The following is a 16,577-nucleotide window of genomic DNA, read 5'->3' as shown; positions in this document are numbered from 1 at the left end:
CAAGTGCCCAGCCGATCTGTGAAAATGGGGTAATGACCCCCCAGCCTCCCGCGTCAAAGCCGCAAGCACCCCGTTCCGGCCACCAGGCCGCACAGAGCCACAGCGCCCATGACCACGGTGCCCAGGGCCAGAGCCTTGACGGGGCCCTCCAGCGCGCAGGCTTCTACCCGCGGCTGGTAGCCGATGTAGTGGATGACGCCCTGGACGGCCGCGACTGCATGGCACACCTTGTGCACCTTGAGACGCACTTTGACCGCGCCGAAGTCCGCCGGCACATCACCGTCCTGGTCCTGACGGACGACATGCTGGTCATCGCCCACGTTGACGACCAGCAGCTGGACGACGCCGGCGAGCAGATCGTCGCCCAGATTTCCACCGAATCCGTTCCCGTGGCGCAGATCCGTTCCGTGGTGCTGAGCTACATGTATGCCCAACCGCAGAACTACAAGCCGTCCGATCCCGTCCGCGAACTCACTCTTTCCATCGCCTGGTCCGGCGGCCAGCGGCTGGACATGGGCCCTGCCAGCTGCGGGGATCCGCAGTGCGAGGCGGACCACGGCTACAGCGGAACCATCGCCCAGGAAGACATTGTGCTGCGCATCAGCGCCGAAGCTGACGGCCTGCAGGCCGTCCAGGACGCCAAGCTGTTCGCCCGGGCCTTGCGCGCCGTCAACACGGGCTCGGCCGCGCCGGAGCCGCACGGCCCCGTGCCGGCGCCGCGTCCCCGCACCGGTGTTTTCGGCAACCGCCTGAGCCGCGGGCACCAGCGCTGAGATGACGCCCGAGAACAAATCCGAACCGTCTGTACTTGCCGTTTCCGAAGGCGCGCACCTCTCCGAAGGCACGCCCGTTCCTTCGCCGCTGCCCGCGGCACCTGCCTACGGCCAGCGCTCCATCGCGGAAGTCCTCACCAGCGCGGCAGCCAGCCTCGGGATTCCAGGCTTCGAGAACCGGCTGAACCTGCCTGCCGCCAAACGCGTGTGCGTAGTCCTGGCCGACGGCCTGGGCCGGAGCCTGCTGAAGCAAAAGTCGGCGCATACCCCTTTCCTTCGGTCGGTGATGCAGCAGGGCCAGGGAGCCGTCCCCGTGGCACTCGACTCCGCTTTTCCCTCCACCACGGCGTCCTCGCTTGCCAGCTTCGGGACCGGGCTCCCGGCCGGCCAGCACGGAATGGTGGGTTACGACGTCCTTGACCCGGACCAGGACAAAGTGGTCAACATGCTCGGCAACTGGGATGCCGGCGTGGACCCCGGCGAGTGGCAGCCGTTTCCCACGGTGTTTGAGCGCGCCTCCGCCCACACCGACGTCACAACCATCAGCCTTCCGCAGTTCGGCACCTCGCCCATGACGCAGGCTGCGCTGCGCGGCGGCCGGTTCATCGCCGCCGGAACTCCGCATGCCAGGACGGCTGCGGCGGCGGAGGCCATGCTGGGCGCCGAAAGCTCCCTGATGTACTTCTACGTCAACGACCTGGACAAGGCAGGGCACCGCTACGGCTGCCAGTCGGCGGAATGGGAACACCAGCTGGAGGAGCTCGACGCCACCGTACGCCGCCTCAACGAGACCCTCCCGCCGGGCACCACCGTCCTGCTGACGGCGGACCACGGCATGCTCGACGTTCCTGAATCGCAGCGCATCGACTACTCGGCAGAGCCGGCCCTTATCGCCGGTGTCCGCCACACCGCGGGGGAACCGCGCATGGTCCACCTTTATCTGGAGCCCGACGCCCGGGAGCAGCACAGTGCCCGGCTGATCGAATCCTGGCGGGCACGGTTCGGGGACAGGATCTGGGCGTTCACCAGGGAAGAGGCAGTGTCCGCCGGCCTGTTCGGCTCTGTGCGGGCTGAAGCGGGGCCGCGCATCGGGGACGTGATGATTGCCGCCCGGGACGCCCTGGCGTTCTATGACACCCGCCGGGTACGCCCCACAGCGCTGGAGGTGGTGGGCCAGCACGGTTCGCTGACCAAAGCTGAGCGTGAAGTTCCGCTCCTGTTTTTCCAGGCCCAGGGACGGAAGGGCGCGCGTGGCTGAGCTGGTCTTCTTCTCCGGCACCATGGACTGCGGAAAGTCCACGCTCGCCCTGCAGATGGACTACAACCACCGGGCCCGGGGCCGCGGCGGTGTCCGGTTCAGCCGCAACGACCGTGCCGGCGGAGCAAGGATATCCAGCCGCCTCGGCCTGGAGACGGATTGCGTCGAGGTCCTGGACACCACTGATTTCTGGGACGAGGTGATCGAACGCCGAACGCGCGGCCTGCGGGTGGACTACCTGATCTGTGACGAAGCCCAGTTCTACTCGCCATCCCAGGTGGAGCAGCTGGCCCGGATCGTGGACGAGATCGACGTCGACGTGTTTGCATTCGGCATCACCGCGGACTTCCGAACGCGGCTGTTCCCCGGGTCCCAGCGGCTGATCGAACTGGCGGACCGGGTCCAGGTGCTGCAGGTGGAAGCATTGTGCTGGTGCGGCCGCCGGGCCACCCACAACGCGCGCACCGTTGACGGCGTGATGGTCACCGAGGGTGCGCAGGTAGTCGTTGGCGACGTCGACATGGCCCTGGATCCGGCCTCCGCCGGCGCCGCGGACCACACCCCTGTGGTGGGTTACGAGACATTGTGCCGGCGGCATTTCATGCGCCGCGTGACGGCCCATGGAGCCAACGTCATGGCCCAGCAGGACCAGTTGCTGCCGTTCGAGGTGGACGCCTGCCTGTGGCATGGAGCCGGGGAGCCGCAGGACAAGCGCGGGACAAGTTAGGCCGGGACAGTTTGGCTTGGGCCGGGACAGTTCGGCCGGTCAGCTGGAGCATGAGAGCTGGCGGGACCTTTGTCAGTCGCCGCGGGCGCCGAAGACTATTTCATCCCAGCTGGGCACGCTGGAACGCTTGGGTTTCGAGGGCTGCCGTTCCGGCGGCTCTGCGTCGCTGTCGTTCCTCGGGCCGGCCGGGGCATCGTGACGGCTTCGCCCGGGGCCGCCGCCGCCAAGCAGTTCATCCAGGCCGGCGTTCGCTGTGGCATCACGGTTCCAGCCGGACTGCCCGACGGAGACAGCTTCCCTGGCGGGACCGGATTCCGTACTGGCCGCGGCATCGCCTTCGGCGGTGTCGGCTGCCAGCGCGTCGGCTGCCAGCGCGTCGCCCGTGGCGGTGTCGCCCGCCAGGCCCGGGGCCGCTGTCCCGTGTGCCGCTGTTCCTTGTGCTGCTCGGCCGTGTGCTGCTGTGCCGGCGTCGGGGCCGGCGTCCGCGTCCGCCGTCGCGCTGCCGGACCCGGTCCTGGACTCCTCGTTCGACGCTGGCACCATGCCCTCGGTAGCAGGCCGCCCGGTGACGGGGCTATTCGTGACGGGGCGCCGGGGCGAGGCCACGATGGTGATTTCCCGGGTCTCCGTGCTGACGCCGCCATGGAGTTTCAACCGGTCATCATGCTCAGTGTGCCGCGGAGCCAAACTCAGGCGGGAAAGCATGGAAGCCCGGCCTTCACGCTTGCGGGTGAAGGAATCTCCCTTGGCCGCAGGGGCCTTGGGTTCGTCGCTGGCCTCGGAACTGCCCTCTACGGCAGTCACGCTTTCGTCTTCCCCGGACTCCGCAACCACTTCGGCGGGCCTGGGGTGGGCCGCTGGAACACCGTTGGTGAGCAGCAGGGCCAGGGCGTCGTCGCCGTCCTCGTCCGTGCCCAGGCGCTGGCCGCGGCGGGACCGCAGCATGTCGAGCAGGCCGTCAGAATCCTTGCCGGGCTGGCCGGTAGCCGTCCGGGCAGCGGCCGCCTCGGCGTCGGTCTCAAAGTCGAAGGGGCGGTCGGAAACCGCTGTCAGCCGGCGGGCCGGCACGGGGCCGTCCAGCGGCTCCAGTTCGCTCAGCTGCTGCGCCCAGCGGTTGGCGTTCTGCAAGGATTTCCGGGCAGGGCTGAAGGTCCACATGGCCGGCGGCTCCTCGCCGATGCTGGCGTGCCCGCCGGGGTTGGTCTGGAAGCGGGCAACCACGGTCCACGTGCCGTCGGGGCGCCGCCAGGAGTCCCATTCGACCGAGGAGGATTCGATGCCGTGGGCGTTGAGCCGGTGGGCCACCATGTCACCGAGGGTGGCAGGGTTGTCGCCAAAGGCGGAGCGGTAGACGTCATGGCCGGGAGCGGGGGAAGCAACCTCGATTTTCCGGGCCTGCCGCGCCACGTAGTCGCGTTCCGCGAGCACGGGGCCTTCATAGCGCTGGACCTTCGCCAGGGGGATGCCGGACAGTTCCGACACCTCGGCGGCAGTGGCCCCGCTTCGGATGCGCGCCTGGATGTCCCTCGGGGACATGGCGACGGGCGAAGCAGCAGCGGCACCTTTCGCCGGAGAGCGGCTGGCCGCGAGCCGGAGGGCTTCGTCGATCGGCAGCCGGAACATCTCGCCGCCGGTGCCGTTCAACAGGAGATGCTCCCCGTCGTCGTGGACGCCTACAAGCCGTAGATCCTGCATACAAATCCTCCACCCTGGCATTACTGACATTCGAAACTCTGCCACCCGGCGGAGGCATTTCCGGGGAAGGCAGAGGGCGCGCCGCGATATTCCGGACATCATCCGGAAAAGAGTCTCGCTTTCGGGCCGTCCTTGGGGAAAAATGGGCGCCTAAGTCGGGCACAAAACACGCAAGCCAGCGTTGACATCGATGAACCGGACCGGGGGCCAGCCAAAGGCAGCATTCCCGAGGCCCAGTCACCGCGACCGGCGATCCAACTGAACAAACCGGAGTGTGAGCAGAAAACAATGGCGACAGATTATGATGCGCCGCGGAAATCAGAAGAGGAACTGAACGAAGATTCCATTGAGGAATTGAAAACCCGGCGTACTGAAAAGCCCACGACGGTGGTGGATGAGGACGAATCAGACCTCGCCGAAGGCTATGAGCTCCCGGGGGCGGACTTGTCCGGCGAGGAACTCCTGGTCCGTGTCCTGCCGGCCCAGCCTGATGAATTTACCTGCTCGTCATGCTTCCTTGTCCGTCACCGCTCCCAGATCGCCCGCGAAAAGGGCGGATTGCTCTTCTGCAAGGAATGCGAGGGCTGACAGACATCAGGCCTTCGTGAGTGCGGCCATCAGTTGCGCCGGCCGCCGCGTGGAGGTCAGCCAGTAGGGAGTGGGATCGGACGGATCAGTGATTTCGATCCTGACCACCGGGTCCACCCAGCCGCGGATGCAGAGGTAGGCCAGTCCGTTCAGGCGGGGCCCGCGTTCCGCCGTCGCCTCCTTGCCGCTGAACTGCGTTACCGCTCCGATGTAGTTCCGCTCGATGGTTGCCCGTCCCACCTGCAGGGTGTGACGGGTTACCGTGATTGAGGGCGTGGACAGGACCAGCAGCACAGTGATGATCGCGAACAGCACCAGGGCGGCGGTGATGCCCGCCGCGATGCTGATGGGGGCGAACACGAGGATGCCGGCGCCGGACAGTCCGGCCGCCACCAGCCAGATCCAGGGGCTGGGGTGGAGTTTCTCGCTGTACAGAACGGTGGCTCCGCGGGGTGTGCTGTTGGGGGCAGGCGCAGCTGCACTAGATTCCGGCATAGGCCCAGCTTTCCACTTTTCCCGGGGTATTTCACCTTGGCTCTGGCGCTGGCCGGGACCCGCAGCGGCTAGGCCCAGAGGCGGCACGGGCGTTAGAGTGAATGACTGTGACTGAAGAAACTGCAGCCGTGAGTACATTGCCGCCGAACTCCCCGGAAGGCACCGCCGCGGACTACGGATCGCCCACCCTGTCCGTCGAGCTGAAAATGCTCGACGCCGGCCTTGAGGCCCCGTCCTACGCCCACCCCGGGGATGCCGGAGCTGATCTCCGCGCCCGTGAGGATGTCGTCCTCGAACCGGGGGAGCGCCGGCTTGTGCCCACGGGCGTGTCGATTGCCCTGCCGAACGGCTACGTCGCCCTCATCCACCCGCGTTCCGGCCTGGCCACCAAGCACGGACTCACCGTTGTCAACGCTCCGGGAACGGTTGACGCCGGATACCGCGGCGAGATCGCCGTGACCCTGTTGAACACGGACCGTGAGAAGGCCATTGAGCTGAAGCGCGGCGATAGAATTGCACAGATGGTCATTCAACGCGTGGAGTACGCGCAGTTTGTGGCCGTTGCGGAACTGAGCGACTCCGTCCGCGGTGACGGCGGTTTCGGTTCCACCGGTGGATTCGGAGCGGCGGCCGGGGGGTTCGCACCGCCGCAGGCCTAGCCCGGCGCTGCCGGCCCGCGGGCCGCGCTGCATGACTTACCCCGCGGCCCGGACGGCACGCCGCGACAAGATCACAACTAAGGAGACAAACCCGATGGTTTTTGGGCGTGGCAAGAAGGCCAAGAAGGAGCAGGCGGCAGAGCCCGGGGAAACCCCGGAATCTGCAGACTCCGTTGCCGAGGAGAGCACCGGCCGAGAAGCCACGGGACCCTTTGACGTCTCGGAAATCGACAGCACCGACGGCTATGTGGACCTCGGCGCCCTCCTGATTTCACCCCGTGAAGGGCTCCAGCTTCGGCTGGAGATTGAGGAAGCCACGCAGCGGGTTGTGGCCGTCACCATGGACCTCGACGGTTCGAGCCTGCAGCTCCAGGCCTTCGCGGCTCCGCGCACGGAAGGCCTCTGGGACGAGATCCGCGAACAGATCGGACAGTCCGTCGGCAGTCAGGGCGGCCAGGTCGAGGAGGTCCCCGGAGCCTTCGGGACTGAGCTGGTGGCCAAGCTTCCGGCCGGAACAGCCGACGGTTCCGGCGGCTACCGCGTGGCCCGCTTCATCGGCGTCGACGGTCCCCGCTGGTTCCTCCGCGGCGTGCTGGGAGGCGAAGCGGCCATTAACCGCGAAGCGGCCGCAAACCTGGAATCCCTTTTCCGGCAGATCGTGGTGGTCCGGGGCGAGAGCCCCATGCCGCCCCGTGATCTCCTGCAGCTCCGGCTGCCGAAGGACTCCGCGCCGGCCCCCGCGCAGGGCGCACCCGAATTCGAGAAACCCGAGCGCGGACCGGAGATCACCCAGATTGGCTGACCCGGCCGCAGAGTTTCCGCAGCCCGAACTCTTCATCAGCGGATTGCCGGACCGTGGACGCGTGCTGTGCCGTGGCTTTATCGAATCCGTCACCTACGTGCCCGCCGCCCAGGTGGCCTCGTTCACCGCGATCGTAACCGATCACGACGTCCCCCGCAGCAAAGGCGGGCTTGCGCCGGTTGCCACGGTGCCGCCGTCGGCCAGGAGGCCCGGGGGACCGGACCGGCGGGACCGGCTGCGTGTGGTCTGGCTCGGCCGGCGGAGGGTGCCGGGTGTGGAGCCCGGCTGCGAACTTCGGCTCGAGGGCATGCTGACACTGCGCGACGGGCTTTCCACCATGTTCAATCCCCGCTACGAAATACTGTCCCGCCAGGAGAACGAATGACGCCGTCCGAGACCCCGGATCCCGCTGCTGGGCCTGCCGAGCCCCGGCCCACACCGGAATCCCCGTCCGTGGCCAACCTCGCGGAAGGCTACGCCGTCAAGGCCGGGCTGCACCGCTCCAAGGATGGCAGCATCGACGTGCTCAAGAGTGCGGGCGGCGTTCAGGGCATCGCCGAGAGCATCGTTCCAGGACTCGTGTTCCTCGTGGCGTTCACCGTCACCCGGGAGCTCACCTTGTCCCTGATCGGTGCGCTGGCAGCGGCCGCCGCGTTCACCGTGGCCCGGCTGGTCCAGCGGCGCCCGCTTACACAGGCACTCGCCGGGATCGCCGGCGTCGGAATCTCCGCGTGGCTGGCGAACACGACGGGCAAAGCCGAGGACTTCTATGTCCTCGGGTTCTTTACGAACGCTGCCTACATTACGGGGATGGTTATCTCCATAGCGCTGCGCTGGCCCATCGCCGGACTGCTGTTCGGCTTCATCCGGAACGAGGGTGTGGACTGGGCCCAGGACCCTGTCCGGGTCAAGGCCTACAGCCTTGGGACCTGGGTGATTGTTGCCGTCCTGGCGCTGCGGCTGGTGGTGCAGGTTCCGCTGTACCTCCTCGGCGAGCAAGGCCTGGCGGCGCTGGCCACTACCCGGCTCCTCATGGGTGCACCGCTGTACATCCTGGGTATCTGGGTTGCGTGGCTCATCACCCGGCCCGTTGCGCCGGCCGGGCCTGCACAGCCGGGCCCGGCTTCACAGTCCTAAACAGTCAGTATGGCCGGGGGGCTGGGACGCTCAGCCGTCGAAGCCGTCGTCCTCGGGTGCCTGCTGCTGCAGCTGCTGGGCGACTGCCAGCTCCTCTGGTCCGCGCAGCTCCGGTTCGTGCTCCTGCTGCTGTTCCGGGGACAGCAGCGCCCGCAGCCCGTCTTCGGCGGCAATCGTGGTGACGAAGAACAGTTCGTCGCCGCCGTCGAGCACGTCGTCGCGGCTGGGCGTGATGGGGGCCTGGTCCCGGAGGATGGCCACGAGCGTGGAGTCTTCGGGCCAGTCGATGTCTCCAACCGTGAGCCCGATGACGTGCGAGTCGTGGGGAACGGTGAACTCCACCAGGGAGGAAACCCCCGTCTGTAGGGTGAGCAGCCGGACAAGGTCACCGATTTCCACCGCTTCCTCGACGAGGGCGGTCATGAGTTGCGGGGTGTTGACTGCGACGTCGACTCCCCAGGAATCGTTGAACATCCAGTCGTTCTTGGGGTTGTTCACGCGCCCCACGGTGCGGCCCACGCCGAACTCCGTCTTCGCCAGCAGCGACACCACAAGGTTGACCTTGTCATCTCCGGTTGCTGACACCACCACTTCGGCGTCTTCGAGCTTGGCATCCTGCAGGGTGCTCAGTTCGCAGGCATCTCCGACCAGCCAATGCGCGCCCCGGAGCCCGCTGCGGCCAATCACTTCCGGCTTCAGGTCGATGAGCAGGATCTCGTGTTTGTGGGCGAGCAGCTCACGGGCGATCGAGGAACCGACGCTGCCTGCCCCGACAATGACGACTTTCACTTACTGCTCCTTGGGGGGTTCTTTGGCGAGAATGTGGCCCACCTCGGCGCTGCGGTCCACGCGCAGCATGGCGTGGACGGTGTCGCCTTCCTGGTAGGACGTTCCGGCCCCGGGCAGCATTCCTTCGCCGAACCTGGTGAGGTAGGCAACCCGGATTCCGGCCACCTTTTCGATTTCGGCAACAGTGCGCCCGATCCAGGCCGGATCGAGGTCGATCTCGGCGAGGACCAGGCGGCCGGACGGCTCACGGAAGTCCCCGGCCAGGTGCTGTTCGGGCAGGATCCGCCGCAGGACCTGGTCGGCGCTCCAACGCACTGCCGCGACCGTGGGGATGCCCAGGCGCTGGTAGATCTCGGCGCGGCCGGGGTCGTAGATCCGGGCCACCACGTGGGGGACATGAAACGTTTCGCGGGCAACCCGGGTGGCCAGGATGTTGGAGTTGTCACCGCTGGACACCGCGGCGAAGGCATAGGCCTCGGAGACGCCGGCCTGTTTCAGCGTCTCCCGGTCGAACCCGACGCCGGTCACCTTGCGGCCGGAAAAACCGGTGCGGAGCCGGCGGAAGGCGCGGTCGTCCTGGTCGATGATCGCCACCGAATGGCCTGCATCCTCGAGGGTGTGCGCGAGCGTCGCTCCCACGCGCCCACAACCCATGATCACGAAGTGCGCCACCCGTGCCTCCTCAACTTCTCGCCGACTGCTCCGTAAGACTCTACCGCCGGAATCCTGCCATGACATCGCGTGCGAATCAGACTAGCTTTGTGTGGTGCTGACAATTCTGAATGCCGTGAAGCGTGTGCTGGTGGGGAGGCCCTTCCGGAACGACCGGATGGCCCATACCCTCCTGCCGAAGAGGATCGCGCTGCCCATCTTCGCCTCGGACGCGCTGTCCTCCGTCGCCTACGCACCGGATGAGATCCTCCTCACGCTGGCTCTGGCCGGGGTGAGCGCGGTGGCAGTTTCCCCGCTCGTGGGCCTGGCAGTCATGGTGGTGCTGCTGACGGTCGTGGCGTCCTACCGGCAGAACGTGCACGCCTACCCGTCCGGCGGCGGCGACTACGAGATCGCCAACGTGAACCTGGGAAAGTACGCCGGGCTGACCGTGGCCTCCGCCCTGCTCGTTGACTACGTGCTGACGGTGGCCGTGTCGATGTCGTCAGCGGCGGCCTACCTCACGACGGCGGTTCCGTCGCTGCACGGACAGCAGGCCATGATCGCCACCATCGGCGTCGTGATCCTGGCGCTCGTCAACCTGCGGGGCATCAAGGAAGCGGGCAACGTTTTCGCGGTGCCGACGTATATCTTCATGGCATCCATCCTGGGTATGACCGCCGTCGGCATCTTCCAGGCGGCGACCGGCCAGCTCAGCCAGGCGCCGTCGGCCGCGTTCACCATTGTCCCCGAACCCGGCTTCGACGAGGGCCTGGTGGGGCTGGCCGGCGCCTTCCTTCTGCTGCGTGCCTTTTCGTCCGGCGCCGCCGCCCTCACCGGTGTGGAAGCCATCAGCAACGGCGTGCCGAACTTCCAGAAGCCGAAGAGCAAGAACGCTGCCACCACGCTGCTGCTGCTCGGGATCATCGCCTCGGCCATGCTGGCAGGGATCATCTACCTGGCCAACGCCACCAAGGTGCACATCGTGCTGGACCCGGCCAGGGAGTTTCTGCTCAACGGGGAGCCGCTGCCCGAGGGATACATCCAGAACCCGGCCATCAGCCAGATCGCGCAGACCATCTTCGGCCCCGGCTCCATTCCGTTCTATGTAGTGGTGGCCGCCACTGGCGTTATCCTCGTCTTCGCGTCCAACACCGCCTTCAACGGATTCCCCGTGCTGGGCTCCATCCTGGCCCAGGACGGCTACCTGCCCCGCCAGCTGCGGACACGCGGCGACAGGCTGGCCTTCAGCAACGGCGTGCTGGCCCTGGCCGCCGGAGCGCTGGTGCTCATCCTGTCGTTCAACGCGGACGTCACCAAGCTGATCCAGCTCTACATCGTCGGTGTCTTCATCTCCTTCACGGCCAGCCAGTTGGGCATGATCCGGCACTGGGGGCGCGAGCTGAAACTGGCCAAGGACAAAGCGCTGCGCCGCCGGATGATCAAGTCGCGCACCATCAACATGATCGGCTTCGGCATGACCGCCCTGGTGCTGGTGATCGTACTCATCACCAAGTTCGAGCAGGGCGCCTGGATCGCGCTGCTGTCGATGTTCGTGCTGTTCCTCATTATGTGGAGTATCCGCGCCCACTACGACAACGTGGCCAAGGAGCTGGCGGTGGATGAGGATTCCTCGCCCCGCGCCCTCCCCACCCGCGTCCACGCCGTGTTGCTGGTGTCCCATGTCCGCAAGCCCGTGCTCCGCGCCCTCGCCTACGCGCGGGCCTCCCGGCCGTCCCGGCTGGACGCCGTCACAGTGGACATCAACGCCGAGGAAACAGCCCACACCCTCGCCGACTGGGAGAAACTCGACATCCCGGTTCCGCTGACCATCCTCGCCAGCCCGTACCGCGAGACAGTGACCCCCATCATGGAGTACATCAAGAACATGCGGCGGGACTCTCCCCGGGACCTCATCGTGGTGTACATCCCCGAGTACGTGGTGGGTAAATGGTGGGAGCAGCTGGTCCACAACCAGACGGCCCTCCGCATCAAGACCCGGCTCCACTTTGAGCCGGGCGTCATGGTTGCCAGCGTGCCTTGGCAGCTCAAATCATCCGAAGAAGCGAAGAGACTGCAGGACATTCAATGAGCGCCGAGACCCAGACCCGCACGGATACCGAACTCGTGGTGGATGTGGGGCCCGTGGCCCACGGCGGACACTGCGTTGCCCGCCACGAAGGGCGCGTGGTGTTTGTCCGCCACGCCATCCCCGGGGAAAAGGTGAAAGTCCGGCTGACCGACGCAGGCGAAGGGTCTAAATTCTGGCGGGCTGACACGGTGGAAGTGCTCGAAGCCTCTCCTGAGCGGGTGCCGCATTTCTGGCAGGTGGCCGATTCCGGGCGGGCGTGGTCCCATGGCCACCCGCCGGTTGGCGGTGCAGAGCTGGGCCACGTCTCACTGGAACATCAGCGGCGCCTCAAGGCCCAAGTCCTGGCGGAACAGCTCAAGCGGCTCGCCGGCGTCGAACATCCCCCGGTTGCCGAGGGCACCGTGGAGGCCGTGGGCGGTGCCTTCGTGGGCGGTGAACAGAACCACGGTGAACAAAACGACGGCGAACAGAACGGGGCCGCGGGCCTCGGCTGGCGCACCCGGGCAAGCTTTGCCGTGACGCCCGGCGGGAAGCTGGGCATGCACGCGCACCGGTCCGACCAGGTCATTGCCATCCGCGAGATGCCGCTGGCGGTGCCCGGCATCAACGGGCTCAGGCTGTGGGACGTTGATCTGCAGGGTATTGAACGGGTGGAAGTGGCCGCCCCCGCCAACGGATCGCGGCCGCTTGTCCTGCTGGCTCCGGCCCCCGGCACCCGCGCGAAGCGCCTCAATGCCATCCTGGCCCAGCTGCCCGCCGACGTCTCCGTGGCGAGTTTCGATCCCGTCAAGGGGGAAGTGCTGCAGCTCCGCGGACGTACCTGGGTGCAGGAATCGGCGGCCGGGCACGAGTTCCGGGTCACCGGGGAAGGCTTCTGGCAGATTCACCGGGATGCGCCGGACACCCTCGTAGGTGCGGTCAAGGCATTCCTGCACGACGGCGGATACCTGGAGCCGGGTGCCGTGGTGACTGATCTGTATGCCGGGGCAGGACTGTTCACGGCCGCACTGGCCGACGCCGTGGGGGTCACCGGTTCCGTGCTGTCCGTTGAAGGTTCGCCGGGAACCAGCCGTGATGCCCGAAAGAACCTGCACGGGGCACCGCAGGTGGAGATTATCCAGGGCCGCGTCGAACGCGTACTGCGCCAGAAGCCCCGCAACTTTGACGCCCTGGTCCTGGATCCGCCCCGCGCCGGTGCAGGCAAGGCAGTGGTCAGCCAGCTGATGGCGGCGGGCCCCAGGGCCATCGCCTATGTCTCCTGTGATCCGGCGTCCTTCGCCCGGGACCTGGGCTATTTCCAGCAGGGCGGCTGGTCGCTCGCGGGGCTGCGCGCGTTCGACCTCTATCCCCATACCCACCACATGGAGACAGTGGCGTTGCTGACGCCCCGCCGCTGATGTGACTAGGATGGGCGTAGTAGTCCCACGTCGCGCCCCGGATTCCCGGCTGACCCCATGCTCTTTTGTATGACCTTGTACTAATTAGGATGACCTAACTAGCAAGCGGTCTACCGCGCGACAAAGATGAAACTGTTGCGAGAGGAGTCCTGCGATGAGCATTGTGGACAGCTTCGGTTCAAAAGGCAAACTTAATGTAGCCGGTACCGAATACGAAATTTTCCGGTTGAACTCCGTTGAAGGTGCAGAAAACCTTCCGTTCAGCCTCAAGGTATTGCTTGAAAACCTGTTGAGGACCGAGGACGGCGCGAACATCACGGCCGATCACGTCCGAGCATTGGCCGGCTGGGATCCCAACGCCCAGCCCGACACTGAAATCCAGTTCACGCCGGCGCGCGTGATCATGCAGGACTTCACTGGCGTGCCCTGTGTTGTAGACCTCGCCACCATGCGTGAGGCAGTCAAGGAGCTCGGCGGTGACCCCAAGCGGGTGAACCCGCTGGCACCCGCAGAGATGGTGATCGACCACTCGGTGCAGATCGACGCCTTCGGTAACTCCGGCGCACTGGAGCGCAACATGGAGATCGAATACCAGCGCAATGGTGAGCGCTACCAGTTCCTGCGCTGGGGCCAGACCGCGTTTGACGACTTCAAGGTCGTCCCGCCGGGAACGGGCATCGTGCACCAGGTCAACATAGAGTATTTGGCCCGCACGGTCATGACCCGCGAAGTGGACGGAGCGCTGCGCGCCTACCCGGACACCTGCGTCGGCACCGACTCCCACACCACCATGGTCAACGGCCTGGGTGTCCTGGGCTGGGGCGTTGGCGGCATCGAAGCCGAGGCGGCCATGCTGGGCCAGCCCGTTTCCATGCTGATCCCGCGCGTTGTCGGCTTCAAGCTGACCGGCTCCATCCCGGCCGGCGCCACCGCCACCGACGTCGTCCTGACCATCACCGAGCAGCTGCGCAAGCACGGCGTTGTGGGCAAGTTCGTGGAGTTCTACGGCGAAGGTGTGGCGGCAGTGCCGCTGGCCAACCGCGCCACCATCGGCAACATGAGCCCCGAATTCGGTTCCACCGCCGCAATGTTCCCGATCGACGACGTCACACTGGAGTACCTGCGCCTGACCGGCCGCTCGGACGAGAACGTCGCCCTGGTGGAGTCCTACGCGAAGGAACAGGGCCTCTGGCACGATCCCTCCCACGAGATCAAGTTCTCCGAGTACCTCGAGCTGGACCTGTCGACGGTTGTTCCCTCCATCTCCGGCCCGAAGCGTCCCCAGGACCGCATTGTGCTCACCGAGGCCAAGGACGAATTCCGCCACGACCTTAAGAACTACGTCTCCCACGACGCGAACGCCGGGACCCTGGACGAGTCCCTGGAAGAGACCTTCCCGGCCTCCGATCCGCCCTCCTTTACGCAGGCCGACACGCACGTGACGGACACGGACCGCGTGCCCCCCATCTACTCTGCGGCGCACGGCGCAGCCGGCCGGATCTCCAACGCCGTCGCGGTGAAGACCGAAGACGGCCGCCAGTTCGAACTTGACCACGGCGCAGTTGCCATCGCGTCGATCACGTCTTGCACCAACACGTCCAACCCCTCCGTGATGTTGGCCGCCGCCCTGCTGGCCCGCAACGCCGTTGACAAGGGCCTGACCTCGAAGCCGTGGGTCAAGACCTCCGTTGCTCCCGGTTCGAAGGTAGTCACCGACTACTACGAGAAGTCCGGCCTCACCCCGTACCTGGAGAAGCTCGGCTTCTACATCGTGGGTTACGGCTGCGCCACCTGCATCGGCAACTCCGGTCCGCTGGACGCCGAAATTTCCGAAGCCATCCAGGCCAACGACCTTTCCGTCACGGCTGTCCTGTCCGGTAACCGCAACTTCGAAGGCCGCATCAACCCGGACGTGAAGATGAACTACCTGGCGTCCCCGCCGCTGGTCATCGCCTACGCCCTGGCCGGTACCATGGACTTCGACTTCGAGACCGACCCGCTGGGCAAGGACGACGCCGGCAACGACGTCTTCCTGAAGGACATCTGGCCCAACCCGGTCGAGGTCCAGCAGGTCATCGATTCCTCGATCGACAAGGAAATGTTCGCCCGCGGCTACGAGGGCGTCTTCGATGGCGACGAGCGCTGGAAGGCACTCGACACGCCGGCCGGCGACACGTTCGCCTGGGATGAGAAGTCCACGTACGTCCGGAAGCCCCCGTACTTCGAGGGCATGCAGGCCCAGCCGGAGCCCGTCAAGGACATCACCGGCGCCCGCGTGCTGCTCAAGCTCGGCGATTCGGTCACCACCGACCACATCTCCCCGGCGGGCTCTTTCAAGTCGGACACCCCGGCCGGCCAGTACCTGCTGGCCAACGGCGTGGACCGCAAGGACTTCAACTCCTACGGCTCACGCCGTGGCAACCACGAAGTCATGATCCGCGGTACGTTCGCGAACATCCGGATCAAGAACCAGCTGCTGGACGGCGTCGAGGGTGGCTTCACCCGCGATTTCACCCAGGCGGACGGCCCGCAGGCCTACGTCTACGACGCAGCCCAGAACTACCAGGCTGCCGGCACCCCGCTGGTGGTTCTGGCAGGCAAGGAGTACGGCTCCGGCTCGTCCCGTGACTGGGCAGCCAAGGGCACCGCGCTCCTGGGCGTCAAGGCAGTCATCGCCGAAAGCTACGAGCGCATCCACCGCTCCAACCTGATCGGCATGGGCGTCCTGCCGCTGCAGTTCCCGGCCGGCGAGTCCGCTGCCACCCTGGGACTGACCGGCACGGAAACGTTCGCAGTTGAGGGCGTCACCGCCCTGAACGAGGGAACCACGCCGAAGACGCTCAAGGTGACGGCCACGGCAGAAGACGGCTCGGCCAAGTCCTTCGACGCGGTCCTGCGCATCGATACCCCGGGTGAAGCCGACTACTACCGCAACGGCGGCATCCTGCAGTACGTGCTTCGGCAAATTAGCGGTTCTTGAGCTGATTGGCTCGGATACCAGAGAATCTGGTCGCTGACTCGCTTTCACCGGCGGTCACACTAGAGTCTCGCACAAGTGCCCCGTCAGGCTTCGGCCTGGCGGGGCACTTGCTGTTCACGGTGATGGAGTAGTGGCCGGTACGTGTCCGACTCATGTTGATCCGTCCTGTGTCCTGAGCTGCCTGGTAAGGCTCGCCGCCACACGAGGCTAGAAGTTGGCTGCCTCCTGCGGAAGGTTTGATGGCGTCGCAGGAGGCCTGCGCGATCGTGAAGGGTTCATGCTTCTTCTCGTTCTACTTTCGTGGATTTGCCCAGTGCGACGGGAGGATTGAGCCGGCGGGACAGCGGATCGACTTCTCGCGCGCCCGGCGCATGCCGTGCGGCGTGTGCGGTCATGGTTGGCGCGTCTATCTGGACTGGCTCGATCGATAGGAGCAGGCGATGGAGACGTGCGAGGAGCGAACGATGACAGGCCTGCCGCCAGATGGTCGAGTTCGGATCGCTGACTTGCCAGCAGTCGCGTCTGGGCCTGGCG

General features: G+C 66.3%; 15 protein-coding genes. 11 read left to right on the top strand and 4 right to left on the bottom strand.

Annotated elements, in window-relative coordinates; all coding sequences use genetic code 11:
* Positions 1–32: 32 nt before the first annotated feature.
* Genes J7I92_RS14780 through J7I92_RS14770 form a run of 3 tightly spaced genes read left to right on the top strand, consistent with a single transcriptional unit; the run spans position 33 to position 2,758 of the window.
* Positions 33–773 (top strand): DUF5998 family protein, encoded by a 741-nt coding sequence (locus J7I92_RS14780; protein ID WP_214841641.1) that lies wholly within the window; start codon positions 33–35, stop codon positions 771–773.
* Position 774: 1 nt separating this feature from the next.
* Positions 775–2,031, top strand: coding sequence for an alkaline phosphatase family protein (locus J7I92_RS14775; protein WP_214841639.1), 1,257 nt, complete (start codon positions 775–777; stop codon positions 2,029–2,031).
* Positions 2,024–2,758 (top strand): thymidine kinase, encoded by a 735-nt coding sequence (locus J7I92_RS14770; RefSeq protein WP_214841637.1) that lies wholly within the window; start codon positions 2,024–2,026, stop codon positions 2,756–2,758. The genes J7I92_RS14775 and J7I92_RS14770 overlap by 8 nt, the downstream gene beginning before the upstream one ends.
* A gap of 72 nt (positions 2,759–2,830) precedes the next feature.
* Here J7I92_RS14770 and sepH read toward each other — a convergent pair whose 3' ends face one another.
* A complete protein-coding gene (sepH, locus tag J7I92_RS14765; RefSeq protein WP_214841635.1) occupies positions 2,831–4,453 on the bottom strand; it encodes a septation protein SepH in 1,623 nt (540 codons plus the stop codon).
* Between the two features lie 288 nt (positions 4,454–4,741).
* Between sepH and J7I92_RS14760 the strand changes: the two genes are divergently transcribed.
* Positions 4,742–5,041, top strand: coding sequence for a DUF4193 domain-containing protein (locus tag J7I92_RS14760; RefSeq protein ID WP_214841633.1), 300 nt, complete (start codon positions 4,742–4,744; stop codon positions 5,039–5,041).
* 6 nt (positions 5,042–5,047) lie between these two features.
* Here the strand turns inward: J7I92_RS14760 and J7I92_RS14755 are convergent, their stop codons facing one another.
* Positions 5,048–5,536: a DUF3093 domain-containing protein gene (locus J7I92_RS14755; RefSeq protein ID WP_214841631.1), complete on the bottom strand. Its 489-nt coding sequence runs from the start codon at positions 5,534–5,536 to the stop codon at positions 5,048–5,050.
* 107 nt (positions 5,537–5,643) lie between these two features.
* Between J7I92_RS14755 and dut the strand changes: the two genes are divergently transcribed.
* The 4 genes from dut to J7I92_RS14735 all read left to right on the top strand — a co-directional run bounded on the left by dut (position 5,644) and on the right by J7I92_RS14735 (position 8,134).
* Positions 5,644–6,195: a dUTP diphosphatase gene (gene dut, locus J7I92_RS14750; RefSeq protein ID WP_214841629.1), complete on the top strand. Its 552-nt coding sequence runs from the start codon at positions 5,644–5,646 to the stop codon at positions 6,193–6,195.
* Positions 6,196–6,289: 94 nt separating this feature from the next.
* On the top strand, positions 6,290–6,997 hold the full coding sequence (locus tag J7I92_RS14745; protein WP_214841627.1) for a DUF3710 domain-containing protein: 708 nt from the start codon (positions 6,290–6,292) through the stop codon (positions 6,995–6,997).
* Positions 6,990–7,382: a hypothetical protein gene (locus J7I92_RS14740; RefSeq protein WP_214841625.1), complete on the top strand. Its 393-nt coding sequence runs from the start codon at positions 6,990–6,992 to the stop codon at positions 7,380–7,382. Before J7I92_RS14745 ends, J7I92_RS14740 begins: the two co-directional genes overlap by 8 nt.
* Positions 7,379–8,134 carry a DUF3159 domain-containing protein gene (locus tag J7I92_RS14735; protein ID WP_214841623.1) on the top strand — a complete coding sequence of 252 codons (756 nt, stop codon included), beginning with the start codon at positions 7,379–7,381 and terminating at the stop codon, positions 8,132–8,134. The genes J7I92_RS14740 and J7I92_RS14735 overlap by 4 nt, the downstream gene beginning before the upstream one ends.
* 30 nt (positions 8,135–8,164) lie before the next feature.
* Here the strand turns inward: J7I92_RS14735 and J7I92_RS14730 are convergent, their stop codons facing one another.
* Both J7I92_RS14730 and J7I92_RS14725 read right to left on the bottom strand, forming a co-directional pair.
* Positions 8,165–8,923 carry a TrkA family potassium uptake protein gene (locus J7I92_RS14730; protein ID WP_214841621.1) on the bottom strand — a complete coding sequence of 253 codons (759 nt, stop codon included), beginning with the start codon at positions 8,921–8,923 and terminating at the stop codon, positions 8,165–8,167.
* Entirely contained in the window at positions 8,924–9,595 is a 672-nt protein-coding gene (locus tag J7I92_RS14725) for a TrkA family potassium uptake protein (protein WP_214841619.1), read from the bottom strand.
* A gap of 94 nt (positions 9,596–9,689) precedes the next feature.
* On the opposite strand from J7I92_RS14725, the gene J7I92_RS14720 reads away from it, so the two are divergent.
* The 3 genes from J7I92_RS14720 (at position 9,690) to J7I92_RS14710 (ending at position 16,043) form a co-directional block, all read left to right on the top strand.
* Complete coding sequence (locus J7I92_RS14720; protein ID WP_311380375.1) at positions 9,690–11,666, top strand: APC family permease; 1,977 nt, start codon at positions 9,690–9,692, stop codon at positions 11,664–11,666.
* On the top strand, positions 11,663–13,063 hold the full coding sequence (locus J7I92_RS14715; protein ID WP_214841617.1) for a class I SAM-dependent RNA methyltransferase: 1,401 nt from the start codon (positions 11,663–11,665) through the stop codon (positions 13,061–13,063). Before J7I92_RS14720 ends, J7I92_RS14715 begins: the two co-directional genes overlap by 4 nt.
* A 154-nt stretch (positions 13,064–13,217) precedes the next feature.
* The gene (locus J7I92_RS14710; RefSeq protein ID WP_214841615.1) at positions 13,218–16,043 is read left to right on the top strand and encodes an aconitate hydratase; all 2,826 of its coding nucleotides are present in this window, start codon (positions 13,218–13,220) and stop codon (positions 16,041–16,043) included.
* Positions 16,044–16,577: the final 534 nt, after the last annotated feature.

Origin of the sequence: Arthrobacter sp. ISL-72 (genome assembly GCF_018613755.1) — a bacterium.
Lineage (GTDB): Bacteria > Actinomycetota > Actinomycetes > Actinomycetales > Micrococcaceae > Arthrobacter.
The sequence above is the reverse complement of the archived record's forward strand: the minus strand, read 5'-3'. Positions and strand labels throughout refer to the sequence as shown.

Bases quoted from the DNA above. Each gene is read 5' to 3' on its own strand.
- J7I92_RS14780 (WP_214841641.1), top strand. From the start codon at position 33: ATGACCCCCCAGCCTCCCGCGTCAAAGCCGCAAGCACCCCGTTCCGGC.
- J7I92_RS14775 (WP_214841639.1), top strand. From the start codon at position 775: ATGACGCCCGAGAACAAATCCGAACCGTCTGTACTTGCCGTTTCCGAA.
- sepH (WP_214841635.1), bottom strand. From the start codon at position 4,453: ATGCAGGATCTACGGCTTGTAGGCGTCCACGACGACGGGGAGCATCTC.
- J7I92_RS14760 (WP_214841633.1), top strand. From the start codon at position 4,742: ATGGCGACAGATTATGATGCGCCGCGGAAATCAGAAGAGGAACTGAAC.
- J7I92_RS14755 (WP_214841631.1), bottom strand. From the start codon at position 5,536: ATGCCGGAATCTAGTGCAGCTGCGCCTGCCCCCAACAGCACACCCCGC.
- J7I92_RS14745 (WP_214841627.1), top strand. From the start codon at position 6,290: ATGGTTTTTGGGCGTGGCAAGAAGGCCAAGAAGGAGCAGGCGGCAGAG.
- J7I92_RS14735 (WP_214841623.1), top strand. From the start codon at position 7,379: ATGACGCCGTCCGAGACCCCGGATCCCGCTGCTGGGCCTGCCGAGCCC.
- J7I92_RS14715 (WP_214841617.1), top strand. From the start codon at position 11,663: ATGAGCGCCGAGACCCAGACCCGCACGGATACCGAACTCGTGGTGGAT.
- J7I92_RS14710 (WP_214841615.1), top strand. From the start codon at position 13,218: ATGAGCATTGTGGACAGCTTCGGTTCAAAAGGCAAACTTAATGTAGCC.